Source organism: Novosphingobium sp. BAM6 (genome assembly GCF_057784955.1).
The window spans coordinates 1-26851 of sequence record NZ_JBYNTR010000014.1; the positions used below are offsets into that span (position 1 = coordinate 1).

27 protein-coding genes and 2 pseudogenes are annotated in these 26851 nt (G+C 62.0%); 10 read left to right on the plus strand and 19 right to left on the minus strand.

Annotated elements, in window-relative coordinates:
• Positions 1–109: 109 nt before the first annotated feature.
• The 4 genes from AC3EC3_RS18315 to AC3EC3_RS18330 all read right to left on the minus strand — a co-directional run bounded on the left by AC3EC3_RS18315 (position 110) and on the right by AC3EC3_RS18330 (position 2750).
• The gene (locus AC3EC3_RS18315) at positions 110–688 is read right to left on the minus strand and encodes a DUF3182 family protein (protein ID WP_488491038.1); all 579 of its coding nucleotides are present in this window, start codon (positions 686–688) and stop codon (positions 110–112) included.
• Positions 689–834: 146 nt separating this feature from the next.
• The gene (locus AC3EC3_RS18320; RefSeq protein WP_409934972.1) at positions 835–972 is read right to left on the minus strand and encodes a hypothetical protein; all 138 of its coding nucleotides are present in this window, start codon (positions 970–972) and stop codon (positions 835–837) included.
• Between the two features lie 12 nt (positions 973–984).
• Positions 985–2175 (minus strand): zinc-dependent alcohol dehydrogenase, encoded by a 1191-nt coding sequence (locus tag AC3EC3_RS18325; protein ID WP_488491039.1) that lies wholly within the window; start codon positions 2173–2175, stop codon positions 985–987.
• The gene (locus AC3EC3_RS18330; RefSeq protein WP_488491040.1) at positions 2175–2750 is read right to left on the minus strand and encodes an SRPBCC family protein; all 576 of its coding nucleotides are present in this window, start codon (positions 2748–2750) and stop codon (positions 2175–2177) included. Before AC3EC3_RS18330 ends, AC3EC3_RS18325 begins: the two co-directional genes overlap by 1 nt.
• A gap of 569 nt (positions 2751–3319) precedes the next feature.
• Here AC3EC3_RS18330 and AC3EC3_RS18335 point away from each other — a divergent pair.
• Together AC3EC3_RS18335 and AC3EC3_RS18340 are read left to right on the plus strand one after the other, a co-directional pair.
• Complete coding sequence (locus AC3EC3_RS18335) at positions 3320–3790, plus strand: ribonuclease E inhibitor RraB (RefSeq protein ID WP_488491041.1); 471 nt, start codon at positions 3320–3322, stop codon at positions 3788–3790.
• 50 nt (positions 3791–3840) lie between these two features.
• The gene (locus AC3EC3_RS18340) at positions 3841–4383 is read left to right on the plus strand and encodes an MgtC/SapB family protein (protein ID WP_488491042.1); all 543 of its coding nucleotides are present in this window, start codon (positions 3841–3843) and stop codon (positions 4381–4383) included.
• Between the two features lie 46 nt (positions 4384–4429).
• On the opposite strand, the pseudogene AC3EC3_RS18345 reads toward AC3EC3_RS18340, so the two are convergent.
• Positions 4430–4615: pseudogene (locus AC3EC3_RS18345) on the minus strand (IS3 family transposase); the annotation flags it as partial.
• A gap of 300 nt (positions 4616–4915) precedes the next feature.
• Entirely contained in the window at positions 4916–5095 is a 180-nt protein-coding gene (locus tag AC3EC3_RS18350; protein ID WP_260929166.1) for a hypothetical protein, read from the minus strand.
• Between the two features lie 1384 nt (positions 5096–6479).
• Here AC3EC3_RS18350 and AC3EC3_RS18355 point away from each other — a divergent pair.
• The 8 genes and pseudogenes from AC3EC3_RS18355 to AC3EC3_RS18390 all read left to right on the plus strand — a co-directional run bounded on the left by AC3EC3_RS18355 (position 6480) and on the right by AC3EC3_RS18390 (position 15352).
• Positions 6480–7250 (plus strand): LuxR family transcriptional regulator, encoded by a 771-nt coding sequence (locus AC3EC3_RS18355; protein ID WP_488491043.1) that lies wholly within the window; start codon positions 6480–6482, stop codon positions 7248–7250.
• A 95-nt stretch (positions 7251–7345) separates the two neighbouring features.
• Positions 7346–7981 carry an acyl-homoserine-lactone synthase gene (locus tag AC3EC3_RS18360; protein ID WP_488491044.1) on the plus strand — a complete coding sequence of 212 codons (636 nt, stop codon included), beginning with the start codon at positions 7346–7348 and terminating at the stop codon, positions 7979–7981.
• 124 nt (positions 7982–8105) lie between these two features.
• A pseudogene (locus tag AC3EC3_RS18365) lies at positions 8106–8297 on the plus strand (GntR family transcriptional regulator); the annotation flags it as partial.
• A gap of 15 nt (positions 8298–8312) precedes the next feature.
• Positions 8313–8711, plus strand: coding sequence for a hypothetical protein (locus AC3EC3_RS18370; protein ID WP_488491069.1), 399 nt, complete (start codon positions 8313–8315; stop codon positions 8709–8711).
• Positions 8712–8948: 237 nt separating this feature from the next.
• On the plus strand, positions 8949–9524 hold the full coding sequence (locus AC3EC3_RS18375; RefSeq protein ID WP_488491045.1) for an RNA polymerase sigma factor: 576 nt from the start codon (positions 8949–8951) through the stop codon (positions 9522–9524).
• On the plus strand, positions 9521–10519 hold the full coding sequence (locus AC3EC3_RS18380; protein WP_488491046.1) for a FecR family protein: 999 nt from the start codon (positions 9521–9523) through the stop codon (positions 10517–10519). The genes AC3EC3_RS18375 and AC3EC3_RS18380 overlap by 4 nt, the downstream gene beginning before the upstream one ends.
• 91 nt (positions 10520–10610) lie before the next feature.
• A complete protein-coding gene (locus AC3EC3_RS18385; RefSeq protein WP_488491047.1) occupies positions 10611–13160 on the plus strand; it encodes a TonB-dependent receptor domain-containing protein in 2550 nt (849 codons plus the stop codon).
• A 149-nt stretch (positions 13161–13309) separates the two neighbouring features.
• Positions 13310–15352 carry a prolyl oligopeptidase family serine peptidase gene (locus tag AC3EC3_RS18390; protein WP_488491048.1) on the plus strand — a complete coding sequence of 681 codons (2043 nt, stop codon included), beginning with the start codon at positions 13310–13312 and terminating at the stop codon, positions 15350–15352.
• Here the strand turns inward: AC3EC3_RS18390 and AC3EC3_RS18395 are convergent.
• From AC3EC3_RS18395 to AC3EC3_RS18455, 13 genes are all read right to left on the minus strand, one after another.
• Positions 15344–17059, minus strand: a complete 1716-nt coding sequence (locus AC3EC3_RS18395; protein WP_488491049.1) for an asparagine synthase-related protein — start codon at positions 17057–17059, stop codon at positions 15344–15346. The two genes, AC3EC3_RS18390 and AC3EC3_RS18395, sit on opposite strands and share 9 nt — an antisense overlap.
• A complete protein-coding gene (locus AC3EC3_RS18400) occupies positions 17056–17775 on the minus strand; it encodes a lasso peptide biosynthesis B2 protein (protein ID WP_488491050.1) in 720 nt (239 codons plus the stop codon). Before AC3EC3_RS18400 ends, AC3EC3_RS18395 begins: the two co-directional genes overlap by 4 nt.
• A 2-nt stretch (positions 17776–17777) precedes the next feature.
• Positions 17778–17918, minus strand: a complete 141-nt coding sequence (locus tag AC3EC3_RS18405; RefSeq protein ID WP_260929152.1) for a hypothetical protein — start codon at positions 17916–17918, stop codon at positions 17778–17780.
• 310 nt (positions 17919–18228) lie between these two features.
• Complete coding sequence (locus tag AC3EC3_RS18410; RefSeq protein ID WP_260929689.1) at positions 18229–18444, minus strand: DUF2274 domain-containing protein; 216 nt, start codon at positions 18442–18444, stop codon at positions 18229–18231.
• A 3-nt stretch (positions 18445–18447) separates the two neighbouring features.
• Positions 18448–19842 (minus strand): TraB/TrbI/VirB10 family type IV secretion system protein, encoded by a 1395-nt coding sequence (locus tag AC3EC3_RS18415; RefSeq protein ID WP_488491051.1) that lies wholly within the window; start codon positions 19840–19842, stop codon positions 18448–18450.
• Positions 19839–20759, minus strand: coding sequence for a P-type conjugative transfer protein TrbG (gene trbG, locus AC3EC3_RS18420; RefSeq protein ID WP_488491052.1), 921 nt, complete (start codon positions 20757–20759; stop codon positions 19839–19841). The genes AC3EC3_RS18415 and trbG overlap by 4 nt, the downstream gene beginning before the upstream one ends.
• A gap of 122 nt (positions 20760–20881) precedes the next feature.
• On the minus strand, positions 20882–21562 hold the full coding sequence (gene trbF / locus AC3EC3_RS18425) for a conjugal transfer protein TrbF (protein WP_260929146.1): 681 nt from the start codon (positions 21560–21562) through the stop codon (positions 20882–20884).
• A gap of 26 nt (positions 21563–21588) precedes the next feature.
• Positions 21589–22857 carry a P-type conjugative transfer protein TrbL gene (gene trbL, locus AC3EC3_RS18430; RefSeq protein WP_260929144.1) on the minus strand — a complete coding sequence of 423 codons (1269 nt, stop codon included), beginning with the start codon at positions 22855–22857 and terminating at the stop codon, positions 21589–21591.
• Complete coding sequence (locus AC3EC3_RS18435) at positions 22854–23138, minus strand: hypothetical protein (protein ID WP_488491053.1); 285 nt, start codon at positions 23136–23138, stop codon at positions 22854–22856. Before AC3EC3_RS18435 ends, trbL begins: the two co-directional genes overlap by 4 nt.
• Positions 23135–23824 carry a P-type conjugative transfer protein TrbJ gene (gene trbJ / locus AC3EC3_RS18440; RefSeq protein WP_260929141.1) on the minus strand — a complete coding sequence of 230 codons (690 nt, stop codon included), beginning with the start codon at positions 23822–23824 and terminating at the stop codon, positions 23135–23137. Before trbJ ends, AC3EC3_RS18435 begins: the two co-directional genes overlap by 4 nt.
• Positions 23821–26262, minus strand: a complete 2442-nt coding sequence (gene trbE / locus AC3EC3_RS18445) for a conjugal transfer protein TrbE (RefSeq protein ID WP_260929139.1) — start codon at positions 26260–26262, stop codon at positions 23821–23823. Before trbE ends, trbJ begins: the two co-directional genes overlap by 4 nt.
• Positions 26256–26528, minus strand: coding sequence for a VirB3 family type IV secretion system protein (locus tag AC3EC3_RS18450; RefSeq protein WP_488491054.1), 273 nt, complete (start codon positions 26526–26528; stop codon positions 26256–26258). The genes trbE and AC3EC3_RS18450 overlap by 7 nt, the downstream gene beginning before the upstream one ends.
• Positions 26528–26848, minus strand: coding sequence for a TrbC/VirB2 family type IV secretion system protein (locus tag AC3EC3_RS18455; RefSeq protein ID WP_260929687.1), 321 nt, complete (start codon positions 26846–26848; stop codon positions 26528–26530). The genes AC3EC3_RS18450 and AC3EC3_RS18455 overlap by 1 nt, the downstream gene beginning before the upstream one ends.
• Positions 26849–26851: the final 3 nt, after the last annotated feature.

Genomic DNA, 26851 nt, shown 5'->3' on the forward strand with positions numbered 1-26851 from the left:
GCGTTGACGGTCGGAGGCCGAAACGGTGAAGCTGATGCCATCGCGCATCCTGCGAGACTGGCACGCCTGCAAGCCGCTGGGAATCCCCAACCGGACTCTTTCGTTCCGGTCAATCCACTAGGGCATCACAATCGCGCACGACGACCTGTCCTCGCCCCGATGTTGCCTCGACATCTTTTAGCCTGATAGGCCCAAGTTCGAGCAGCATCCGGCCTGCCACCCGCGCTTCATCAGCCGAAAACACGGAGTAGCCGCGCAACACCGCATCGCCGAGGTTGGCGCTCAATGTCCGCGCCCAACCGAAGGGATGAATAGCAGCAGCATCCCAGAGCCCATGGCTAATAATTTTCGTCGCGACGAACGGCTCGGGCACAGCCCCTCCGTATAATTGTTCTTCAGATAGGATCCCAAACTGGGTAGCCTCCTTGAGAGTCAAAGTATCAGCGGGAATGAAGAACGGTTGAGAATCAGATCGCACGCCCGGCTCGATGACCCGGCCGCCGCACAACCCAGCGAGACGCTGCGCCAGAACGGCACGTGTCGATATATCGTGACCATTTGCAAAGTTCTCTCCAAGTAACCTAGCCTCAGGAAGCAGTATTGAGATTTCGACATCCATGCGTGCTTCTCCCAATTGACCGGTTTGCGCTTCCGCCCGGATAAGGATCTCCTTGAATGAGCCGCGCATTTTGCGCGGCATTGCCTGCAACCATCTTCGTAGTTTTGGCGGCCTTTTAGGGGCCTAATCGACATCTTTTAGACGGTAAGCGGGCGGTCGATGCCATCCAGCGTTGACGAACTGCCTCCATTGGCACGACGTTGCCCTGCGCAAGCTCAAATCGGTTGCGGCTGCCTCGATAGCGGTTCGTCCGCTACCACCAGCAGATCGTAACCGGCCCACACGACGCAATGCGCAAGCTCGAACCTGATCCCGATGGCCGCGTCCGTAATGACGGCGAATTTATCGGCCATGTGCGACTCTCCTCATACGGCGACGCGGTCGAGGCCAGGCTTCATCACGACCTTGGTCACGTCATTCTGATGGTCGTGAAACAGGCGGTACCCCTCTGGCGCCTGCTCCAATGGCAGTCGATGGCTGATGAGGAATGTGGTGTCGATATTGCGCTCGACGATGGCGTTGAGCAGTCCCGGCAGATAATGCTGCACATGAGTCTGGCCGGTCTTAAGGGTCAGGCCTTTTTCCATGAACGCGCCAAGCGGGAACTTGTCGACGAAGCCACCGTAAACGGCGGGCATCGAAACCCGTCCGCCCTTGCGGCAGGCATGGATCGCCTGTCGTATGCTGTGCGTTCGGTCGGTCCCCGTAAAGGTCGAGACTTTGATTTGATCCCAAACGTTGTCCGCGAAGAACCCATGGGCTTCGAGGCCCACCGCATCGATGCAGGCGTCCGGGCCTATACCACCTGTCATCTGGATCAGAGCCTCGTATGTTTTTGTTTCTTCATAATTGATTGTCTCCGCTCCGAACTTTCGCGCGAGTTCGAGGCGGCGCGGAAAATGGTCGATGGCGATGACGCGTTCTGCGCCCATCAGGAAAGCAGACTGGACGGCGAAAAGCCCCACCGGGCCGCATCCCCACACTGCGACCGTATCCCCCGGCTCGATCTGCGCATTCTCCGCCGCTTGCCAGCCCGTGGGAAGAATATCCGAAAGGAACAGCACCCGGTCGTCATCGATGCCGTCTGGAATGACGATAGGCCCCACGTCGGAGAACGGCACACGCACGTATTCAGCCTGGCCGCCCGCATAGCCGCCGGTCATGTGACTGTAGCCAAATAGACCGGACATCGGCTGGCCGTAGAGTTCCTGAGCTATATCCTGATTGTCCGCCGGGTTGCCGTTGTCGCAGGCAGAGTACTGATGCTTGCCGCAATGATAGCAGCTTCCGCAAGCGATAGTGAACGGCACGACTACGCGCTGGCCCTTTTGCAAAGTCGATCTGGAACCTGTCTCGACGACTTCGCCCATGAATTCGTGGCCGAGGATATCGCCTGCCTTCATCGTAGGGATGAAACCGTCGTAAAGGTGCAGATCTGAGCCGCAGATCGCCGTTGACGTCACCTTGATGATGGCGTCACGCGGATTGAGGATTTCGGGGTCATCCACGGTATCGACCCGAACGTCGTGCTTGCCGTGCCAAGTTACTGCGCGCATCAGGCAGTCTCCTCTTCGCGTTGCTTGAACGTGCGGGCCGCGGTGGCAACCTCGCCTGTTTCCATGAGTTGCTTGAGGCGCCTGAGATCGCGCCGCGTCTGGGTGCCGGGTTCGCGCTGGAACAGCTTGGCGACCAACTTGCCAACAAACCCTGCCGGGGGCTTGTAGAGGATTGTTGCAGTCACGACTGTCCCTCTCCCGCCTGCATCGCTAAATTCCACTCGGCCGCTATTGGAAACGTCTGAGCTATTCGTCGATACCCAGGCTAATGCTTCACCGGGAAGGTCCTGGACGATTTCTGCGTCCCACTCGACGGTCATTCCGGCGGGGCCTGTCACGACCCAATGAGACGTGCGATCATCCTCCACATCAATACGCCTCACGTGTTCCATGAACTTGGTGAGGTTCGGAAAATGCCGCCAGAATCGATACAGATCGTCTCTGCTGCGATTAATTGTCACAGAACAGGCAATAAGGGTGCCTCTCTCACCGGAGGCGCTTTCGCGCACCGCATTTTGCATGGCACTTGCATGCTTTATCGTGGCCGGCGGGGCATCGTCACGCAAGTCCGTCATTGTGGGTCCCTATTCGTATGAAGTGCATTGGTAATATGCCAACCATTTAAATTGTGCCGATGCTGTTCCGCAGTGGGTTGGCGGGGGTGCCACGCCGGAACGCTTATGCTTCACCAAGCGATCCCCACCGACAGCGTTCCCGGATGGCGCCCATGCGCTAACATGGATCAGTCTGTCCGATTGCTGGAGGAGCGTGACTTGATCGAGGTTAGGAATACTCGGTTGCTGGGAACGGATAATAATACCTGGCCCTTCCATCATGTAACGGAACGGAAGGAGCGATATGCCCCGTAAGATCACGCTCACAAACGGTGAGGAGCCCCGGCTACGTGCTGGCGATGATCCCTATGAAACACCGCACGGTCAAATGGGGACGCCCGTCCAGACGAGAAGCACAATCCTCCAACGCGCGACGCTCAGAAACCAGAAGAGGCGGATGATCGGCCCGTCGTCAGGAGCGTCAAACCGGAGGATTATCCCGAAAAGGAACGGTGCGACGGGGACGTCGATCATGACCCTCAACGATCAGCCTGATTATAAGGCGGACGAAAAATCGAGGAGAATTAAGCATGAGACCAGATGAAGACAGCTCTAAAAACGCCGAGGCTGAGAACGAGATGATCTGCCCTCCCTCCTACCAAGGTGTACAACTGCGTCCGACCACTGGGCCTGCACGTTCCGGATCGTCCAACATTCGGAATCCCGAATATGCTGACGAAACAAGAGCGACCAACGAAATGCAACTTAGTAAGGAGGCGGATGAAATAAAGACGATTGTCTTCTCCTTCGTTTTTCTCAACCGGGCGTCGGCACAAGCTTTCGCTGTTTCCATCGAGAACGAAGAAGTACACGCACAGGTCGCAGATCCGACGGACGGGACTACATCCTGCACTGTTCAGGTATCCAAAATCCTTGCTGCTAATTCCGAACGGATATTGTCAGAGCAAAAAGAAATGCAAACAGTAGCGGAGCGTCAGGAAGGTAGATCTGACGGCTGGCTCGTCCGCGAACTTCATCAAAAACGGAGCAGCCGAGCGTAGCCGTTATTGTGTGAGCATTGGTAAGGCTCACAACCATCCGGATATCGCCAATGCTTGACGGGGATTTCACTACAGCAATCTTGCGGCTCGGACTGGCAACAGTGTTAGGTGTTGCGTTGGGCCTAGAGCGGGAACGGCACGGTCATGATGCGGGCCTTCGCACGCACGGCCTCGTCGCCCTTAGCTCAGGTATGCTAACACTCTCCGCTTTAGAAATGGTGGAGCATCACGGCCAAGGCGATCCGGTTCGCGTGATCCAAGGGCTTGCGCAAGCGATCGGCTTCATCGCTGGCGGACTTATTTTCGTGCGTGGGGGCGATGTCCGCAACATGACTACTGCAACTAGCCTTTGGATGGCGGCAGCGGTCGGCATTACAGCCGCTGCCGGCCAATACGGTCTGGTCCTCACTGGCACTGCCCTGGCCTTAGCATTACTCGGTGCTGCAACTGCAGTTGAAAAACTATTGCCGCGCCAGGATAAAAGTTTGCGTAGCGGGGAGCAAGGCCAGATGCCCAATCGCCGAGGGGCGCTACCCCAGGCGACGCAGTTCGATGACCAGGTTGTGACCTCAAACGAGCAGGACAAAAATTAGATGCCCAATCGCCGAGGGGCGCTACCCCTGAGTAGCCCCTAGTTTTCTAGACACCTTGAGCCCTCAAAGCCTGCCGTCGTTCGAACTCGACGGGCGACAGCATCCCGTTTCTGGCATGCTTACAGATCGGGTTGTAGAACATCTTGATATAATCGAACACGTCCTGCCGGGCTTCGTCGCGTGTTTTGTAGGTGCGTCGCGGGATGCGCTTGAGCGATGAGAAGAAGCTTTCGGTCGCAATCAAGAATTTTGGTCTGGTAAAAATCGTACAGCGCCAGAGCCTGCTCGAGGGCAAAGATGTGTTCATCTCGCCAGGTGCCAGGCAGGGCCGCGCATATCTTCTCGGCAGATGCATGACAGCGAATGTCGCGCATCGCCGCCAAGGTATCTGGCACCGGCTCACCCGAGACGATCGCCCTGATGATCCGCATGCCCGTAACCCCTGTGATATTAGTGACGACATGGTGGAGCTGGACATTCATCTCCATCAACGCCTTCTGCATGTGTTGGATGTGCGAGGCGCAATATTCGATCAGGCGTTCACGTTGCCGCAAATAGGCCCGGAGCGTGGCGCACCTCCTTCCGGGGGAAAGCTGCCGCGCAGTAGACCATAGCTGTGAAGGCGTTGTAGCGAGGCGGCGTCGTTCACATCGGTTTTGCGGCCCGGCACATTCTTGGCGTAACGGGCGTTGACGAGGATCGCGAAAGCCATGTTCCTCGAGCACTTCATAGGCCGGTATCCAATAGACGCCGGTCGATTCCATCGCCACGCTGGTGTCACCGCAAGTCTTGAACCAGCGCGCTATGGCGTGCAGATCGCCGGTGAAGGTACCAAAGGATTGCACAAGATCACCGTCAGCATTCGGATTGACGGCTGCCATGTGCATGGTCGAGCCAATATCAACGGCGGCTGCGCCCGGATTGACCATGGACAGGGCGTTCATGCTTCCAGATTTTGGTCCAGTCATTCCACATTCTCCTCCGGGTCCGGAGGGTATGGGCGATGCAAACCGTCATTTTCCTAACCGGGGTCACCGCGACGCGGCGCTACCACTCTCAAGTGCTCAAATGCCCACGGGCCACGTTCTTTAACGGGGTATCATACCACCAATAAGCTATCGGCCGCGGCCCTTCGTTCCCCGACTTCTTTCTATATTTTCCAAACCGCAGGAATATCGCGCCCAAGCTGCGCGCGCTGATCAATCACATCAAGCGGCAACGGGTGCAGGCACCAGCATGACGCTTAGTCGGAAATGGCTTGGGTCTGAATCATAAATCCCTGTTAGGCAGGGTTGATCATTCAGACCACTCGGCGAGCAGAGACTGCCCAGCCCGTGATGGATATTGATACGGGTCGGGGTCTTTGCACCTTCGCCATTCGAACCCTCGCGTGCAGGACGTGGGATACCCCGCCTGGAAATTGAACTGATGCGATGAAGGGAAGCATTCCACCGCATCCGTTCAATCGCCGGTTGGCGCGTCGATGCGAGCTGGCTCGATTTGGGTAGGGGATTCGACGTTTGTCGCCACAGGTTTGGCCGATCTTCCTAGCGAGTGCTCTTGCGCTTGCATTAGCCATAGAACAGCAGTTTTTCGAGCCCTATTTCCACTTTATGTTTTGCCCTACAGGTTATGGAAAGATCCCTTGGCCGATCTTCTGGCCGATCTTCTGGCCGAATTTTAGTACCCGATACTGCGATCACGCGCGGAATTTCATAAGTATCGCTCGGTGTCGCGCGCCACTAAACTGGTGCGGTGGATGCCTCCCTTCATCGGGCTCGTATGATGCTGGACGGTGCCATGGCAGCGCCAGAAGGAGGAGCGTAGCAGAGGCAGGACACGTTCGAAATCTGCCCAGCCCCTGCCCCCGATGATATCGCAGCAAGGCCCTTTGCGTCCCGGTTGAGCAACCAGCTGACATAAAAAGACGTTGCCAATCGGACATTGTTCAGAAATAGTTGCAGCATCAATAAAAATTGATCGCTTTGCGGAAGAGGGAGTCTCGACCGGCACCAGCCTGTGTCCAGGGCACGACGGGGAATCGTTGCAACGGGGCACACAGCTTGAAAGGGTGTTTTGCGCACGGTGAGGCGAACGTGCCGTCGCAGACGCAGTGCTTTGATATGCGACTTGCGCTTATAGAGGCGCTGCGCGCGCCGATCCTGCAGGCCTCATCGCTCGACGAACTCCACGAGGCACTGGCGCGCGCCAGCTATGACATGGGTTTCGAACGCTTCGCACTTGCGCTGGAAATCGGCCTTGGCGGAAATGCTGGAACATCGCTGTTGGTCCACGACTACCCCGCAAACTGGGCCGACGTCTATACCGGCTTCAACTTGGCCGCGACGGACCCGGTTCGCCGGGCAGGAGAGCACAGCATGGTCGGCTTTCGCTGGCAAAGGATCGGCGCACTTATACCCCTCACCAAGCAGGAATGCATCATGCTGGAAATTGGCCGGCAATTCGGGATTTGCGATGGCTTCACCGTTCCCCGGCATTTGCCGGGCACCCTGACCGGAAGCTGCAGCTTTGTCACCGGATCTCAAAGCCTGCCCGAGCCCTACCTGATTGTCGCAGAAGCCGTTGGTGCGATGGCACTGGAACGTGCCAGTCAGTTGTCAGGACAAGTGTCACGCCCGCAAAAGGCGCGCCTGACGCCCAAGCAAATCACCTGCCTGTTATGGGCAGCGCGCGGCAAAAGCGATTCTGAAATCGCCAACATAGAAGGCATCAGCTACCAGACCGCAGCCCAGCACCTCAAGGATGCCCGGCTACGCTACAATATCGGTCGGCGCGAACTGCTCATCGTCTATGCGCTGTTCGAAGGGCTGGTCAGTTATGCAGATATCTTTCGCTGGCGCGATTGACGCCTGGAGGCTTCCCGCGCCCGGCTCCCCAGATATGGGGATAGGCGACTCGCACGCAAATCGTCTTCCTTGCAGAGGCATCACTGCACAGGAAAATGACCATGATTGCAGAACTCTACGACGGCGCGCTGGCGCGCAGCCGGTCACCACTTCGTGCCATGTTCCAGGCACGCAAGGAGGTTTTCGTCGATCTTCTGGGCTGGGACGTACCGGTGTCTGCAGAGCATCTGGAAATCGACCAGTTCGACAATGCCGATGCCCGGTATCTCGTGCTAAGCGATGAACAGGGACGCCATAGGGCCTCGAGCCGACTCTTGCGCACCGACCGCCCCCACCTGCTCGCCGACTGTTTCGCGCATCTGTGTTCCACTCCGCCTCCGGCCGGTCCAACCGTGCGAGAGATCACCCGTTTCTGCCTCGATCGCCACCAGCGCGCTGCGGAACGCCGCCTCGCCCGGAACCGGATTGTCACCGCGCTAAGCTGGTATGCGATGAATGTCGGCATCACGGCCTATACGGGCGTGGCCGACCAGGCCTGGTTCGAACAGATCTGCACCTTTGGCTGGGATTGCGAAGCTCTGGGTCGACCTGTCCGGCATGGCAATTCCTGGATTGTTGCGCTTCACATCGCCATCGCGCCCGACACGCTTGAACGTCTGCACAAGAGCGACATCTTCGCGCCGGTCCCGCTGACGATGATGCCATTTGTGATGGCCGATGCGATCGCATGACCGATAGCCAACTCACGCGACCCACAGCGGCCCGACGGTGGACGTCCGGCAGGCCACCGGACACCTGCGCCTCGCCATCTCCCCGCCGCGAAGGAGCGCATTGCTCGCCAAACGGAATGGACCTGTGAGCCCTGCGCACGTACTCGAGCCGACCTATCACGCGCTGCGACGGCGTCTTGTGAGCGGTGCGTGGCCTTCGGGCTTTCACCTCGAGGCCGCGAAACTCGCGACCGATCTGTCAGTCAGCATCACCCCTGTACGCGATAGCCTCAACAGACTGTCGGGAGAGCGACTTGTCACGACCAGACCGGGGGCCGGCTTTCAGGTTCCGGTGATCGACGAGGCCGCGTTCCTTGCCCTTGTATCCTGGCATCATACCTTGGCCCAGCTTGCCATCGCGGCCGTTTCGTTGCCGGTGTTGTCCATCGAAAGCCCGCAGAACCGGGAGGGAGAAGCCGACGCGGCAGCGATCCTTTTCGCCTCGATCACGGCAAGAAGCGGCGATCCGGAACTGGATTGGGCACTGGGTAACGTTGCAGCCAGGTTGGGGCCTTTTCGCCGATGGGAAAGCGCGATCCTGCCACGTACAGCACAGGAGTTGCGTACACTGCGCACAGCCGTTGGCGGACGCGATCGCGGCAAGGTGTCCGACCTGATCGCAAGATACCACGACAGACGGCGAAAGTTTGCCCGGCAACTGGTTGAAGCCGCGGCATTGGGCCACGCTTAAATCGCGCTTGCACCATGATCGCGGTGCAGCGATGATGACCAGGCGCGGATCACGTTCTGGCCGCTCCGTGCGCAACCTTGCCAGGCATTATGTACGCCGGTCCTGTCGGGACAGGCGGCCGGACCGGAACGGTGACGCCACAAGGTTTTCTTGGGCGAACCCAACGACGGCGCAGCTATGGAAGCGTGTCCTTCGGTTTTGCCGAGCAGGACGTGCGCCTGTCGCGGACATGCTAGCGTGCCGTCCCTGCCTGCATCGATCGGCGATCCTGCGATCGAGATCGAAGCCACCGAACCTCTCGGCCCGGGCAATGAGACCCATGCCGTCACTCTTGCGCTCGTTTTCCGTCAGGAAGAACCAAGATTGCTGCGCTATTTTCGTCGCCGTGCCGGTCAGGATCTTGCTCCTGACCTGGTGCAAGATGTCTTCGTCCGCGCGGCCGGAAGCGCCCAGGCGCATTCGCTTTCCAACCCTGCCGCCTTCATCGCACGCATTGCCCGTAATCTCCTGATCGATCGCGCCAGGCGCCACAAGCACGCAGCGGCCATCGATCTTCCGCTCGATGAGGAACGGGATCTTGCCACCGAACCGGTACAGTCCCATGCGATCGAGGCCGCCGATTTGTTGCGCGTGTATGAGAATGCCCTCGATCTGCTGCCGGAAAAGACCCGGCGGGTTTTCCTCATGCACCGGGTCGAGGAGTTGACCTATCGCGACATCCATCAAAGACTGGGCATCAGCGTGGCGACCGTGGAATACCATATGATGAAAGCCCTGCGGCACATCGCCCTTCATGTGGATGCGGCCCGATGAACGAGACACCGATCGACAACGCGCCACTTCCTGCCGACCTGCGGGACACAGCCATCAGCTGGTTCGTACGCCGGCGGGGCGAAAATGCACCGGACCATGAGGATGCGTTCATCGCTTGGCATGGCGCCTCGCCACTCCACCAGCGTGCCTATATCTGGGCCGAAAACCATTTTGCCGAAGCGGCCATCGTGAAACTGTCTTCGCGACATGGCACTATCCAGCCATCGCCACGCCCCCACCACTTTTACGGCAGAGCGGCACTCGCGCTGGCAGCAACGCTCGCTTTGGTCATAGGGGTTGCAGGGTATCTTCTCGTTCCGCGCCAAGTCCTGCCGGCGGCAGCGCCAACCATCGCGCTGGCCAGCCAGGCAGGACAGATCCGCGTATTCACCTTGCCGGATGGATCACGCGTAACTCTCGATGCATACAGCCATGCCCTGGTGCATATCGGCGGCCGCGAGCGGCGCTTCACGCTCCAGTCCGGACGCGCGCGGATCGCCATCGCATCCAATTCCACTCCCTTCGTCGCGTCGATCGCATCGGGACGTGTCACGAGCTCGCAAGGCATCCTCGATCTGGATTTCGTTGGCACTTACGGCGCACGCGTTGCCTTGCTCGACGGACACGCCGCACTCTCCGCGGCCCGCGCGAGCACGGCCTACATCAGGCCAAGTCACATGCTGATCAAGGGACAGGCCTTGTCCTATTCGGCAACCCGTTTCGACCCGGCTCCGGCGCCAGCCTCGGATGTGGATGAGCGGGACTGGCCCCAAGGATGGTTGGACTTTCGCGCTGTTCCCTTGAGCGAACTGGTCGCCCGCACAAATCGCTACGGCCCGCCCGTCATCGTCCTGGACAACAGCCGGCTTGGGACACTGCGCATATCGGGCCGCTTCAAGGTTACCGACCCGGCCAGAATCGCCGCCAGGGTGGCAGACGTCTTTTCTCTGGCCGTCACTCATCGACCCGACGGCATCCATCTCGACGAAAAATAAATTCGTACCACGCACTAAGGTCGCGCTTCCCCTCACGTCAAAGCTCCTCGGTAGCGGGAAAATCCCGCCAAAACCAAGGGGGGCTTTGATCATGAGGAACAGATTGCTTTTCGCGCTTTCGCTGGGAACCGGCGTTGGCATGCTGTCCATACCGGCATCGGCTCGCACGGAGACGGTCCTGCCATTCGACATGCCGGCACAAGGCCTCGGCGATGCCCTGCGCGACGTCGCCACCCGCGCAGGTTGGGAGCTGTTCGCGCCCGGCGACATCGACAGCCTACGCGCGCCTGCCCTGCACGAACGATTGAGCGCCCGCGAGGCGATCGTGCGGCTTCTTGCAGGAACGCACCTTCGTGCCCGGTTCTCGGCAGGCGCGGTGACGATCCGGCGCATCACCGACGCCCCCCGGCCGGGGGGCGACCAGCCAACCGGCGCGCAGATCCTCGTGACCGGCAGCCGCATTCATGGCGCGCCACCTTCGGCGCCGGTCCGGACAGTCACCGCTCAGGACATCGATGAAAGCGGACAGGCGGATCTGGGCGAAGTCCTGCGCAGTTCCCCGCTCAATTTCGCAGGCGGCCAGAATCCCGGCGTCGGGACAAGCCAGGGGGATGACGATGGCAACGTCAACGGAGCCAGTTCGGTCGATCTTCTGGGACTGGGGCCCAACGCGACCCTGACCCTACTCAACGGCAACCGGCTAAGCTACTCGGGCATCAATGCCGGCGTCGACATCGATGCCATTCCTGCCGGCGCGGTCGAACGGATCGAGATCGTGGCCGACGGTGCTTCGGCGATCTATGGTGCCGACGCCGTGGCCGGTGTCGTCAATGTCGCCTTGCGCAGCGATTACCAGGGTCTGGAAACCGAGGCGCGCATCGGCGGCTCGACCGATGGCGGCGATTTCCAGCAGCAGTACAGTCTCCTCGCCGGTCACATCTGGGCGCGTGGCGGCATCATGGCCGCTTATACCTATACCGGCAATTCGGGTATCGCCGCATCGCAGCGTGACTATGCAAGTTCGATGGGGACGGATGCCTCGCTGTACCCATCCCTGAAACGACACAACCTGCTGCTCAGTGCGCATCAAGATATCGGCAGCGCCCTCACGGCCCGGATCGACATGCTGTACAAGCAGACCCGGCAGTATTCGGTGTTCGGCGGAACCGCAGGCCAGAGCCACCTGTACGGCGGCCAGGACAGCCGAGGCAACAATCCCTCTTTCACGGTCGCCCCCACGCTCAAGGCTAATCTTGGCCATGGCTGGACCGGCAATCTGCTGACCTCCTATGCCTTCGATAGGACACATTTCATCTCGGGCGTCTATGCGCAGGGCGTCCAGACATCGCAAGGCGACCGCCGCTACGACAACTCGGCCTCTTCCATCGAGATCAATGCCGATGGCCCGGTATTCGCTCTGCCCGCAGGCGCCGTGCGAATTGCCATCGGCGGCGGTCTACGCAGGACCAGCCTGTCCCTGGTGGCGGCATCGGCGGCTTCGACCACTGGCTTCGATACCCATCGATATAACCGCTTCGGCTATATCGAGACGTTCATCCCCCTGCTCGCGCCAGGGCAAGCTTCTGCCCTTGGGCGCTCGCTGTCGATCACCGGCGCGTTTCGATACGAGGCGAACAGCGGCACCGCCTCTGCCGCCGTCCCCAAGGCCGGGATCATCTATGCGCCGGTGGAGGGTGTAACACTCAAGGCCAGTTGGGGCCGCTCTTTCCGACTGCCGACTTTCTATGAGCAATACAACGGCTATGCGCTGGTGCTGCTGCCTGCCTCGAGCTATGCCAGCGGCTATCCCGCAGGCTCGACATTCTTGTACCTTGCAGGTTCCAATGCCAACCTGAAACCCGAACGCTCAGAAAACTGGACCGTGTCGGGTGAAGTGAAACCAAAAGGATTGCCCGGGCTAACAGCAACGCTGGGCTATTTTCATTTCAACTACCGCAACCGGATCACCACCCCGATCTCGTCGATCACCCGCGCCTTTTCCAACGACCTTTATGCCAGCTTTCTCGATCCGGATCCGTCGCAGACGTTCCAGGATAGTCTGATTGCCGGAGCCAACAGCCGTGGCCTGCAAAATGGAACGGGGGCTGCATACGATGGCGATACGGTCGTTGCCGTTCTCGACAATCGCTACCAGAATGTGGCGCGGGAAATCTATCGCGGGCTCACCGGCTCGGTGCGCTATACCATGGTCCTTCCTCAGGGCGCGAAGCTAGGCCTCACACTCGATGGCGTTTGGATCGACAGCGACCGGCAGCTCATCGCTGGCGCGTCAATGGTCCAGCTGGCCGGAACGCTGTTCAATCCGCCCCATATCCGTGTCCGTGGCGGTATCAGCTACTCAACGCGGCAATTCTCGCTTTCCGGATTTGCCAACCTTGCCTCGAAGCTGACCGACACCCGCACCAGCACCCGTTACAGCATTCACGGTCCCAGAACGATCGATCTGGCGGCGCTGTTTCACGCAAGCGGCGGCCTTGATCTGGGCATGACAGTGAACAACCTGCTCAATGCCAAACCGCCCACGATCGTCACCAGTTCTGGCTACGACACCCCGTTTGATTCCACCAATTTCTCGGCCATCGGGCGGTTCATCTCGGTCAGGATCCGCAAGTCATGGTAAAAGCCCTGATCAACCGGCTTGCCCTTGCGCTGATCGTTGTTGCCGGCCCGAATACCGCGACCGCCGCGCCGCCAACACAGCCCGCGCGCGTCGCTCGGACATGGACGATCGAGGATATACTGACCATCCCTCAAGTCGAGCAGATCGCCTTGTCGCGCGATGGCAGGAGCGCTGCTTACCTAGTACGTGTGACACGCAGCCAGGATGACGGGCCGGTCTTCGAATTGCATGTCCTGGATCTGCAATCCCGTCGGGACGTGATTCTTGCCCGGTCTGACTGGATGGAACACCTCGAAGCGATGCCCGCAGGGCCGGGCTGGAGTGTGCTTGCGGACTTTGGCGCAGGCGTGCAGCTCTATCGTGTTAGCGGGAACACCCCACCCTCTACCCTTGTCTTCAATCCCCGGCCAGTTCTCGTCGGCAATGTCGATGGCGGCGAGTTTGGTGTGACTTTCACCCGTCCGCTGCGTTTTGGTGTGGCCTTCTACAGCTGGTCGCCTGATGGCAGGAGACTGTTCTATTCGACGCTCGAAGCCTCGAGTGCCCCCCCTGCTATCGTGGCAAACGAGCCCATCGCGCGCGCCAGCCTGCACCACCGGACCGGCCCTCCTGTTTCGGTTCATTTCTTTATGAAGCAGCAGCAGCTCGCACCTGTTCCGGTCATGACCGTGTCCGACCACGACAGAGTCGCGCGCTGGCTCGGTGCCATGCCAGTCTGGCGCGCGGATGCGATCGAGTACGCACGGCAAATAGACACTCGCAGCGATCCGACAGTCCAGCGCTTCGCGTGGGATTTTGCGACCCGGCAGTCGACACCGCTGCCCGCTGCAGCGGGCCTCGCGCGCCCGGCGGTCATCGGACCGCACGGCGGCACGCTGGCAATCGATCGGCTCGACAATGTCCTGCGCCTGCGCGAACATCAGCCCGATGGCCGGGTCTACGACTACGGCGCCAGCGAGGACACCCTGTCCGATCCCCGCTCGCCCGGCAGCTGGCGTGCAAGCGACGGCGCGTTTTCCTTGACGGCCGTGCGCATACCGCGAGAGGCACGCTATGCGCTCCTGAAGATCGACGAGGCAGGCCACAGGCAGCTGATCGATGCGCGCGGGTCGCTGAGGAACTGCGCATTCGATAGCGCGCTGCACCGAGGTATCTGCATCCACGAAGCCCTCGACCGGCCACCGCAACTGGCATCGGTCGATGCACGCAGCGCTCGTGTCACCGATCTGCATGCGGTCTCGGCGCGGTACGAAACGATCGCGCCCCTGCGGATCACGCCGCGGACTTGGACCAACGCCTATGGTTTCGTTTCCGCCGGCTTCGTCATCTATCCCCGCGGCTACCAACCCACCAAGCGATATCCCGCGATCATCGTCACGCATGGCTCGGATGCGGACCAACGGTTCGGGGCGCCAAGTTTCCAGTGGAACTACCCCGTGCAGGTCCTGGCCGAACGCGGGTATGTCGTCGTGCTTCTCAATGACCCTTTCACGGCGCAGAGCCCGACGATCGAGATGGCGGCTACGACGGAAAACAGCTGTGACGGCAAGACCAGCCCCGCCGAAGTGCGCCAGCTGCTCTGGCTCAACACCGTCGAGAGCATGCGCAGTGCGATCGCCCAACTGGATAGGGACGGGATCATAGATCCGGCACGGGTCGGGGTTGCCGGCTACAGCTTTGGCTCGCAGATCGTCAATGTGGCCGTGACCCAGACCCATCTGTTTCGCGCAGCCTCAAGCGGCGATGGCGGATTTCTTGAACCCAGCGTCTATCTGGCCGCGGCATGTTCCTACAACGCAATCTATGGTGGCGCCCCCGGTGACCCTGCTGCTGCCGGCGCCTATCAGGCTTTTGCGCCCTCCTATCGTGCTTCGTACACGCATACCCCTGTCCTGCAGCAACTCGCCGAACCGCTGGCCATTCCGACGACGGATTTCTACCGTGCCTTGCGCGCGCACGGTGTCCCGGCGGAAATGACGCTCTATCCCGGTGAAAGCGAAGCCTCAGACGAAACCCATATCTTCCACATTCCGGCAAACCGACGTGCCGCGATGCAAGAGAACCTCGAGTGGTTTGACTTCTGGTTGCGCGGGATCGAGCCGTCTTCCGGGCCGGACGGACAAAGGCGCCAGCGCTGGGATGCCCTGCGCGACGAGGCCCGGCGCGACGAGGCTGAGCCCATGTCACCTTGATGACTGCTGCCAAGCCTGTGCCCAGTTCTCGGCGGCAAGCAAAGCCAGCAGGCGGCGCCCGGCGCCAGGTTCGAGCGATAGCCTCTCATCCGGCGCCGGGAGATCGTGGACCACGCCCTCGCGTTTCAGCAGGCCATCGTGAAGGCGATGCACGATGTGCTGCTGGTGCGCCAGAAACAGCGCTTCGGTAAATCCCGAAGGGCCGCCTTTCGAGCGACGCGCGACGATCTGGGCTGGAAGATCCCCGGCGAAAGCATCCCGTGCCACCGAACGGTCCTGTCCCCTGGTAATCCACCGCCAGCTCGGTATCCGCAGGCACAGTTCCACCACGGGCTGCGCCAGCAGTGGGCAGATCATGGGGGGATGCGTTGTGCGGCTATGGATACCATCGTGGCCATGCGCGCGTCGGATCGAACGGACGTGGGCGGCGCGGCCGGCTGGCGTCGGGGAAGGCGGCTGATTCCATGGGTGTGAGGCGATTTCATCGCGTGCCGCGCGAAAGCGGCCAACGTCGAGAAAACGCAGATCGGCTGTATCTCGCGAGGGACGCCGGGCCAGTCGCCGTGCAAGGTGTAACAGGATCGTGGGCAGGTCGGCATCGTTCAGACGCGCGACATCGGCGATCGTACGCATGATAGCCAAAGGACCTTGCAAATCCAGCATGGCGTCAAGAACAGGCGTGACCGAGCGGATCATACCAAACACGTTGTCGCCGCCGTGCCCGGAGATATAGCCCTCGGGGTACCCAAGGACATCGTCTGTCGCGGCCAGCGCCTGAACATGGAACGACAGCTGGGGGCGCGACGTGTCGCGCACGACCGGCGCATCGAGATCCACGTCCGAAAAACGATAGGCGGCTTCCTGCAGATCCACCCCCGCCGATTGCGCGGCCAGCCGGGCCCATGCGCGCTCATCGCCCTCGCCGTCGGGCCAATAGAGCGTCACGCCCCGAACTCTGGTCCGTGAACGGTGCAGCGCGGCGGCCACGATCGAGGAATCGAGACCGCCCGACATGCCCAGAAGCACCGAGGCGAAAACATCGCCCCATGCGGCGACGACATCGGACACGACAGCATGCAGGTCGTCCGCCGTGACCTGCGCGTCCTGCCGGCGGTCGTGAACATGATCCCACGGCGACCAGAGCGCTGTGTTTCGGACACCGTCGTTGCCAAGACACAGCACTTCGCCAGCCAACAGTTCGCTGACACCTGCCAGGCAGGTCGCCGCGCCGGCGTGATGGGCAGCGCCGAGATGAAGGCACAAGGCCTCGTAATCGATACCCACCCCGTCTTGGTAGCGAAATGGGGGTTCCTCGAGGCCGGAGGCCAGTGCAATTCCGGCTGCCAATCGCCGCCAGTAAACAGGGAGTGTTCCCGAGGGGTCGCGCAAGATGTGCCAGCACCCCTGCGCATCGAGAAGGAAAGCGACATAGCCTCCCCAGAACTCGCGCACCAGGCTGGCCCCCTTCGTTGCCACAATACGCTCGATCCGGTCCGGCTCGAGACGCAGAACCCGGCGACTGACGGCTCCTCGTTCGAAAAGATGGCCGATGATCGCACCCTGACCGCATAGCGGGATGACCGGGCCGCTGGCCCTGAGGTCGAGGCCCTTGCCGGAAGGCACCGGGACCAGACCACCGTTACGGTTGGTATGCCATGGCATTGCATGATCGGTGCCGAGCCAGGCCGAAAAACGCGGTGTGGTCATGTCGACCAGATGGGATGGAAGGGCGTTATCGCCTCGAGGCGATCGCTGATCAGTCGATCTTCGCACTGGACCCAGCAATGAGCGGCAATCGGCAGACATACGCCGATCACGATCCGGGGGCGATGGCCATGACGCGCGAGCACCGAGGCCAGCGCAAGGCTATCTGGCACACAACGGCCATCGCCGGCGAGCCACAACCTCGAGCATGCAAAGGCTGTGGCGATCTCCGCTTCGCCATGAGATCGCCGCCAGCGTGCAGGCGATCGTTTGGGCGCGACCGCATCGCGCAGCGCCTGCAACGTTTCACCGAAGGGCCGGCCGCGTAGATGGTGCCGCGCCGCAAGCCGCTTACCGAGAGCGGCCATCACTCTCTTGCCAGGCACGGTTTGTGACAGGTCTTCTCGCCGGGACCTGGTGACGACAGGCGCATCATGCACGCGCACCTGCGCTTTCGCGTCCCAAGCGAGGAGGCCGTGGCAGCGCAGCATGTCCTCCATTGCGGATGGCATCTGGCGCTCGACGGCATCGAGCAGACTGCGGGAAGCATCGCCGCGAAGGGTCAGATAGCGCCCCTTCGCCGTATCAAGGAGCACCGGCTGATGAGCGATGGTACAGCCATGAAGCGTATCCGACAAAGTGTACATCGTGCCCCCGCCCTTTTCGAGATCGGATGCGAAACGGGCGCAGTTCTCCAGGAAAACTGCGCCCGCTCGCAAGGTCAATCGTCCTGGCTGATGCCGCCTGAAGTGCGCGACATGTCGTTTAAGGTATCCTGCGGGCCGAGGAGGGCATCGCCGCGGGTCAAGGCCACGGCATCGCCAAGCTCGACGAGTTCGGCGGTGGTGTCGGAACGATCCATGATCTGTACTCCTTCGTCAGGTGCGGCCACCATGACCGCAACACAAAGGTTTCATGACCATCCGACATCGGCCAGTTTATAATCAATTATAATACGGTCATGCCGCCGAGACCTGGCAATCCATCGGTATGAAAAGTGACCGAGCGGGGAAACGTCCGGCGAACGAACGCACTGGAACCTTTAGCGATAAAGCCTGGACATGCGCACCAGCGACCCGGTCACGATACTGCATCAAAAGGTGCAGCACTGCCAGTATGGTCACCATTCATATTGTTTCAAACGGTATCTCACTGATTTCTTGTCATGCACTTCAACGTGCACGTCTTGCAAATCCGCGATCCGAAGCCATGAAACGCTCGAGCATCGGCGCGATCAGTTTCTCGGGACTTCTGGCCTGCGCCTGTCCGTGCTGCGCAGCATGGGCCTGGGCATAAGCCACGAGATCGCGGTAGGTCGCGGCCGGGATTTCAACGGTAAGCTTGACCGGCCGATCATCCTCGAGCGGCCCGAGTTTCAAAGTGCCCATCATCTACCTCTTGGAAACAGGTGCCAGTACAAGGTCGCGGGTCACAATGACCCGCAAGGGATATCCAGGCCTGACCGACAGGGTTGGCGGCACATCGATCTCGCGTTGCACGAGTTGTCGCCCTGTCTGGCTTACGGTGTCCTGCGTGCCTTCGCGCAACGCGCGCACCAGACGTCCATCGCTGTCAGCCGCCAGATCGCTTCCCACGCTCAGCACGCTCGAGACGAGGGCCGCCTTGAGGACATTGCCCCAGTGGTGGTTGGTGCGGTCGGCAAGCCCTGCCATACCCGATGCATCCGCGCCTGCGAGACGGTCCAGCATAATCGAGCGCCCGCCTGGAAAGATCAGGCGGTCCCATGCAAAAAGAACCCGCGTCTGGCCTGCGGCGATGGCGCTGTCGTATGTGCCGATCAACCGGGCGCCTTGCGGGATAAGCAGGATGGTGCCGGTGGGACTGTCATAGACGTTCTGGGTAACCTGAGCCGTGATCTGGCCGGGGAGATCGGACTGGATACCGGTGATCAGCGCTGCCGGGATGATACTGCCGGCCTGGACGACATTGGCGGATGGAGGCGTCACGATACGGGCATCACTGACGGGGGATGCCTGCTCGCCTTGTCGCAGAAAGGCACGATTGCCAGCCACTCCTGCCGTATCCGCCGAAGTCGTGGCAGCCGGCTGCGACGCGGATGCCGACATCTGCGATGCGAGCGACAGAGGCAACTGCGTCATTGACGTACCTCCTGGGGAACTGCCGCTGTCATCTTCGTTCGCGTGCGCCGCAAACAGCCCACTGGATCTCGCCGCCTCGATACTGGCTGCCCTGCGTTCACGAGCCTGCTGTGTTTTCGTATCTTGATCTGGAGGGGCCGGATTTCGGGCCTGTGCCTGTTCGGCTTCCAGAATCGGGCGCCCCAGATCACCGGGCAGCGGTGGTCCCAGCCGGGGCACCTGCGAATAGTCGCTGGTGCCCCCCGCAAGGCCGAACGCCTTGGTGGCATTCATCGGCTCCACGAGATTGCGCGGCGCAGCGGGCGGCGAGGTGCGCAGCGCATAGATGACAGACCCTGCGACCAGGGCTGCGCTCACCCCGCCCAGAATGGTGAGCGAGTTGCGCGACAGTCGCTTGACCTGCGGCCATGGAACCCCGAGACGAAAGGGATCCGCCCCGGGTTCCGGGCTCGGGTTGAAGTCGGGGAACGGCGCAGGTGCGTCATGAACTTCATGCCCGACATCGCCCCCTTCTCCATTGCCCGGGTTTGAACCGGTGCCGGACTGCGACACGGGGCCCCCGGCTGCATCGGGCACCGCGCGATCGCTTGCCGCAGCCTCTTTCCGATCGAGGCCTTGAACCGGATCGCTTCCGCGTCCGACATGCGGGTCTTGCGTCGCGTTCATGTGCCAGCCTCGCTGCGCCGCGCGCGAGCGACATGCTCTATGATGACGGACTGCTGCGTCTTTGCAGTTCCCAGCCGCAGCTGCGCCTGATCAAACAGGCGATCCACGATCATGTAGCGCCCCTCGACCCGATAGTTCACCAGTTCGCTGGCACCGTGCTCGCCCATCACAAAAAGCGGCGGCATTTCACCGGTGCCGATATCGTCGGGAAACTGGATCAGCACCCGGTGTCCGTCACCGAAGACGCGCAGCGGACGCCAGCGCGGTCGATCGCCCTTGAGGCGATACCCGAAATCGAGAGCGGCAGCATCAATGGCCGGCCCTGAAGGCGACGGCGATGGCGACGGCACCATTCCGGCACCAGCCTGCAGTGCAATCAGCGCATCGGCGGGATAGGTCCAGGACACCGAGGCCATGTAGGTCGAAGGCGTGGCGTGCAGCTCGATGTGGTACGTGCGCCGGTCGGTGTTGATCACCAGATTGGTCGCAATGCCCGCGCGCGCCGGTTTGACAAGCACATGCAAATGCGCGCTCGCCCCTGCCCCGCTTGCAGTATCCCCGATGATCCAGCGGGCCGTATCGCCGGCCGCGACCGGCCCTGATCCTGCAAATTTCTCACCGGCCTCGAGAACGATGTCTGTCACTCGCCCGGGCGCCGTATAGACCTGATATAGTGCGCTTTCACTCCACGCATATTGCACGATCCCGCTGGCATCGCTTTCGGCGTCGGGTCCGATCCGCGCTGCAGCATTCGCTTGGCGGACGCGCGCTGCCGCACCGTTGCGAGCCCGCGCGCGGGCTGTTGGAGCCGGACGGCGGCGTAACCTATGGCGCGCGCCATGGTGCGCCGTGGCGTGAACGGCAACGATGTGCTTGCCGTCTGCGGGGCGGACCGGCACCGTTGGTTGGCTGCGCACCGCAATCCTTGCGCCTGGCAAAGCCGTTGGCACGCCCAGTCCGGCAGCAAAGGACACAGGCGCTGCAAGACCAAGGAAAGCCCCTGTGACAAGGCAGCAAAATCTACGCGCAGTGTGGACCATCAGCCAAGTTCCTTTGACCAGTCGAAAGCATCGACGAAAATTCCCAGCGGATTGCGACGCAGGCCATCGGCCGTGCGCGGCGGTTCGACAGCGATCGTGAGGATCGCAGACCAGCGCGTGGTCTGGGCCAGTGCACCGTCCTCATAGCGCCGCTCGCTCCAGGCGACCCGGAAGCTGGATGGTGATGCCCGGATGACACTCGAGACATCCACGGCGACCTGTGTCTTGCCGATCTTGGCAAAGGGATCATCGCTGCGCGCATAGTCGTTCAGGGCCTGACCACCACGCTCAGAGGTAAAGTCATAGGCTCGCAGCCAGTTCTGACGCAGCACGACCGGGTCGGAAGGGATCGAGCGCACCTGCTCGATGAAGCGCGCAAGGTGATACGCGATCTGAGGATCCGAAGGCCGGTATCCGGCTTGGGCCGGAGCAACGGCACGAGCCTGCCCTAGCCGGTCGATTTCGACGACCCAGGGTATCACGGATCCTCGCGAGGCCTGCCAGACCAGAGCGCTTGCCAGCCCAGCGGTCAGTCCCAGGCAGCAGAAGCAGGCCAGGCGCCAGTTGCGCGCCTGCACCCGCGCGGACCCGATCCGCTCGTCCCAGACCTGCGCTGCGCGCTGGTAGGGCGTAACCGGGACAGGGCTCTTGCCGTAGCGGATCGAGGATCGTCGAAACATGATCTGTGGCCTCCAGTGCTTAGCGTTCAGCTCTTGTCGGAAATATCCGGCGCACCGCCTGCACCATGGCTGTCGCCAGCCTTCAGCGTGTGAGCGGCAACGCTGGCGCCATGACTGAGGGTCTGGCCTCGTTTCATCGCGACCGCCCAGCGCGGTGCGCGGCCTGCTGTCGAAGAGGCGGAGCTTTCGGTTTCGGCATCGGGCGTACCGCCTGCGAAGCGTTGCGCGAGATGGGTGGCCGCCGCGCGCAGCGGAGAGCCTGCTGCCTGTGCGCTTTGCCGGGCAACACCGGAAAGCCCTCCAACCGCGGCACTGGCCCCGCTCCTGCCTGCCGCTCCTGCGGCAAAGGCACGAGAAAGCCCGCCCGCCGCGGCCGCGCCGGAACCGGCAAGGCCGGCGGCAGCTCCGCCGGCGAGACCCACTGCAGCACCTGCGCCACCCACGGCGGCCCCGGCGGCAAGTGCGGTTCCTGCAGCCGCCCCTGCGCCCAGTTGGGGGCCTCCGGCGACGATTCCGTTGGCGATACCGGGCCCGAAGATCGCAAGCCCCAGCAAGCTCAGCGCCGCCAGCACAAGCGCCAGCACCTGTTGCAGGGTCGGCTCGCTGCCGAGCCCGGCCGAGGTGAACTGGCTGAAGAGCGTCGTGCCGATCCCGGTAATGACGGCCAGGACCAGGAGCTTGATGCCCGAGGATACGATATGTCCGAGCACCTTTTCAGCCATGAAGGCCGTGCGCCCGAAAAACGCGAAGGGCAGCAGCACGAAACCGGCCAGCGTCACCAGCTTGAACTCGATGATGGTGATGAAGACCTGGATGGCCATGACGAAGAACGCGAGAACGACGATCAGCCAGCCGATCAGCAGGATCGCGATCTCGACGATATTGGTGAACAGACCGACCGGTCCCAGCAGGTCGGCGGTCGCGTCGAGCAGCGGCATCGCGGCATCGATCCCGGTCGATGCGAGCGTTCCCGGCTTCAGGAAATCACCCAGCGCAAGGGAAGATCCGGTTGCCTTGAGGCCCAGCCCTGCAAAACTGTCAAACAGGATCGTCGCCAGATTACCGAAGTTCCCGATGATCCAGGCGAAGACGCCGATATAGAGCGTTTTGCGCACGAGGCGCTGGAGCACGTCCTCCTCGCTCCCCCAGGCCCAGAACAGTGCCGCAAGGGTCAGATCGATCCCGATCAGGCTCGAGGAGAGAAAGCCGACTTCCCCGCCCAGCAGTCCAAAGCCGCTATCGATGTACCGGCTGAAGACCGAGAGGAAGGTATCGATGACGCTCGTATCGTTCATGGTGCACTTCCTCCTGCGGTCTGCTCCCCGAAGAAATGCCGTCGCCGTGCATCCCAGGCCTGCTCGCAGGAAGCCACCGGCACACTGGCGCTGCGGCAGCCGGACGTATCGCTACTCTGGCCCCTTGCGTCGGCCTGGGTTTCGATATCGGGAGCGAAGCGCTGACCAGGTTCCAGTAAGGCGTCCGGAGCAGGCCCCTCGCCGGCAAACACCAGTGAAATGCCGATCATCATGCAGGCGCCAATGACCGCCACGGCGAGGCAGAAGCGGCGCCGCATCATTCTCCCCTGAACCGCTTGAAGCGCGCGGCGCCTTCGGCCTGGGTGGCACTCGCATTGGCAGCCTCCAGAGCCTGGGCCCGAGCCTGCGCGGCCATCGCTGCGGCCAGATCAGCCAGTTGCTGCGACTGGAGCGCCAGCAGCTGATTACCGACCTGAGCCGCCTGGAGCGCGCCACTGGCCGACTGGCTGGCACCGACCAGTCCGGTCACAGTTTCGCGGGTGTCACTCAGATTGCCGACCAGGGTCGCACCGACTTTCAGCGAATCCTGGAAAGCCGCAACGCTGTCGCTCCAGCGCGCCTGGGCATTCGTCGCCATCTGGCTCGCGCTGCCGGTCAGGGCCGAGCCTGTATAGCGCTGCGTGAACGCACTATCGATGCTGGCAACACTGTAGGAAATCCGTTGTGCCTCGAGCAGTAGCTGTCGTGTCCGGTCGAGCTGCTGCTCCAGACTTGCCAACCGGGTCTCAGGCAGAGACGCCAGGTTCTTCGCCTCGTTGACCAGCGAGGTCGCCTGATTCTCTATCTGGCGAATCTGGTTGTTGATCTGTTCGAGCGCACGCGCGGCCTGCAGGACATTCTGGGCGTAGTTTGTCGGATCATAGACGATGAACGCCTGGGCGCGCCCGCAACAGCTCACCAGCGCAAGGGCCCCGGCGATGATCGAGGCTGGCACCCGGATCTTCATGCCACCCTCTCGTGGCCATCGACATCGTCGATCAGGTCGGCGGCCCATGCCAGACCGCAGGCACACAGCCACGCCCGGGCAAACCCGGTGCGCCCGTGTTTGGCGAGAATTGCATCGATGCGGATCTGATCTTGCGCCGCCGAAGTTGCGGTGAAGGCCAGCGCGACATCGCCCAGCCCAAGTTCGAACAACCGGTTGCCCCGTCGCGACTGGCAGTAGTAATCGCGCTTGGGCGCCGCTTGCCCGAGGATCTCGATCTGGCGGTCGTTGAGCCCGAAGCGCTGATAGATCGCCGCGATCTGGGGTTCGCTCGCGCGCTCGTTGGGCAGGAAGATGCGGGTGGGGCAGCTCTCGATGACCGCCGGTGCAATGCTCGAGGCTTCGATGTCGGCAAGGCTCTGGGTCGCAAAGACCACGCTGGCATTCTTCTTGCGAAGCGTTTTGAGCCATTCGCGCAAGGTCGCCGCGAAAGCCGGGCTGTCGAGCACGAGCCAGCCCTCATCGATGATGATCAGGCTGGGGCGTCCATCGAGCCGCTGCTCGAGGCGATGGAACAGATAGGTGAGAACCGGCGCAGCCGCCGCCGTACCGACCAGCCCCTCGATCTCGAACGCTTGTACCATCGAGCTTGCCAGGTGTTCGACGTCTCCATCGAGCAGGCGCCCCCAGGGACCACCCAGACAATAAGGGGCGAGCGCCTGCTTGAGCCGCTGCGAGGAAAGCAAGACCGCAAGACCGGTCAAGGTCCGCTCCTCGACCGGCGCCGTCGCCAGCGATCCGAGCGCGCTCCACACCGCCTCCTTGATGGCAGGCTCTTGGGCAATGCCCTCGGCCTGGAGCAATGTCGCGAGCCAGTCCGCCGCCCAGGCCCGTTCGGCCGGCTCGTCGATACGTGCGAGCGGCTGGAGAACCGCCACATCGGGTACGGCGCCAGGATCGAGCGCGATGCCCAGGTCCTGCCATTCCCCGCCCATCGCAAGGGTCGCAGCCCGGATCGACTTGCCAAAATCGAAGGCAAAGACCTGTGCAGCATCATAGCGCCGGAACTGCAGTGCCATCAGCGCCAGAAGCACCGACTTGCCGGCACCGGTGGGCCCTACCACCATCGTGTGCCCGACATCGCCGACGTGAAGAGCGAAGCGGAACGGCGTGGCTCCATGGGTCTTGCCGAAGAACAGCGGCGGACCTGCAAGATGATCATCCTCCGCCGGCCCGGCCCAGACGGCCGAAAGCGGGATCAGATGCGCAAGGTTAAGTGTGCTGACAGGCGGCACACGGACATTGGCATAGACATGGCCGGGCAGCGAGCCGAACCAGGCCTCGAGGGCATTGAGCCCTTCTGCGCTGCACGTGAAATCGCGGCTCTGGATCACCTTCTCGACAAGGCGCAGGCGATCGGCGGCAACGCTCGGGTTTTCGTCCCACACTGTCACTGTGGCGGTGACATAGGCGATGCCGGCATGGTCTGCCCCCAGCGCCTGCAGCGCCTGGTCGGCATCGGCGGCCTTGTTCGCGGCATCACTGTCGAGCAGTACCGACTGCTCGTTGGTCATCACTTCCTTGAGGATCGCAGCCACCGACTTGCGCTTGGCAAACCACTGGCGACGGATCCGGGTGAGCAGCCTGGTCGCATCGGTCTTGTCCAGCATGATCGCGCGGGTCGACCAGCGGTAGGCGAACGCCTGACGGTTGAGTTCGTCGAGAAGGCCGGGAAACGTGGCGCTGGGAAAACCCGTAATCGTCAGCGTCCGCAGGTGCGCCTGCCCCAGCCGGGGTTCGAGGCCGCCCGCAAGCCCTTGGTCGGCCAGCAGCGCGTCGAGATAGATCGGTGTCTCGGGGACACGGACCTGCTGGCGCCGTGTCGAGACGCAGCTGTGCAGGTATGTAAGGGTCGCGCCATCGTCGAGCCATTGGGCCTCGGGCATGAAGCCATCGAGCAGATGCAGCACGCGCTCGGTGCGATCGATAAAGGCACGAAGCCATTCTGCTGCATCATGGCCGTGATCGCTGCGCCCTTCGTAGAGCCAGCTTTCCACCCGCGCGGCCTCCTCTGCAGGGGGCAGCCAGACCAGGGTCAGAAAGAAGGCACTTTCGAAATGGCGGCCCGTTTCGCGAAACTGTGCCCGACGTTCGGCATCGACCAGCGCGGAGGCAGGATCGGGAAAGCGGCTGTGGGGATAGGCCTGGGCCTGTGTCCGCTGGGCCTCGACAAACAGTGTCCAACCTGACCCCAGGCGTCGCAGCGCACCATTGAGGCGCGCGGTCACGGCCATCAGCTCGGACGGGGTCGCGCTATCGAGATCGGGCCCGCGAAACCGGGCGGTGCGCTGGAACGAGCCATCCTTGTTGAGCACGATGCCAGGCGCCACCAGAGCGGCCCAAGGCAGGAAATCGGCAAGCCGGTCGGCCTTGCCGCGATATTCGGCAAGGCTCAGCATGGCCCCATCCAGACCGGATAGCGTATGTGTCGGCGCGCGACATCGACAAACTGCGGATCACGCCGGGCCGACCATACCGCCAGCCCATGTCCCAACGCCCAGACCACGAGACCGACGATCCACAGCCTGAGACCGAGCCCCAGGGCGCCCGCTAAGGTGCCATTGACGATGGCAAGCGCGCGCGGAGCACCGCCCAGCAAGATCGGCTCGCTGAGCGCGCGGTGGACCGGGACGTGGAACCCGGCGAGCTCGACCGGCTGCGCCATCAGACGAGTGCCCCGCCGGAAAAGCTGAAGAAGCTGAGGAAGAAGCTCGAAGCTGCAAAGGCGATCGAGAGCCCGAACACGATCTGGATCAGTCGCCGGAAACCGCCCGAGGTATCCCCGAAGGCTAGGCTGAGGCCGGTGGTGATGATGATCATGACGGCGACGATCTTGGCGACGGGCCCCTCGATCGATTCGAGGATCGAGTTGAGCGGGGTTTCCCACGGCATCGAGGAACCGCTGGCATAGGCCGGCGTGGTGACGATCAAAGCGATGGCGAGGGCGCTGGCGACCCGGCCACTGCGGACACGAATGAAGGGCATAGC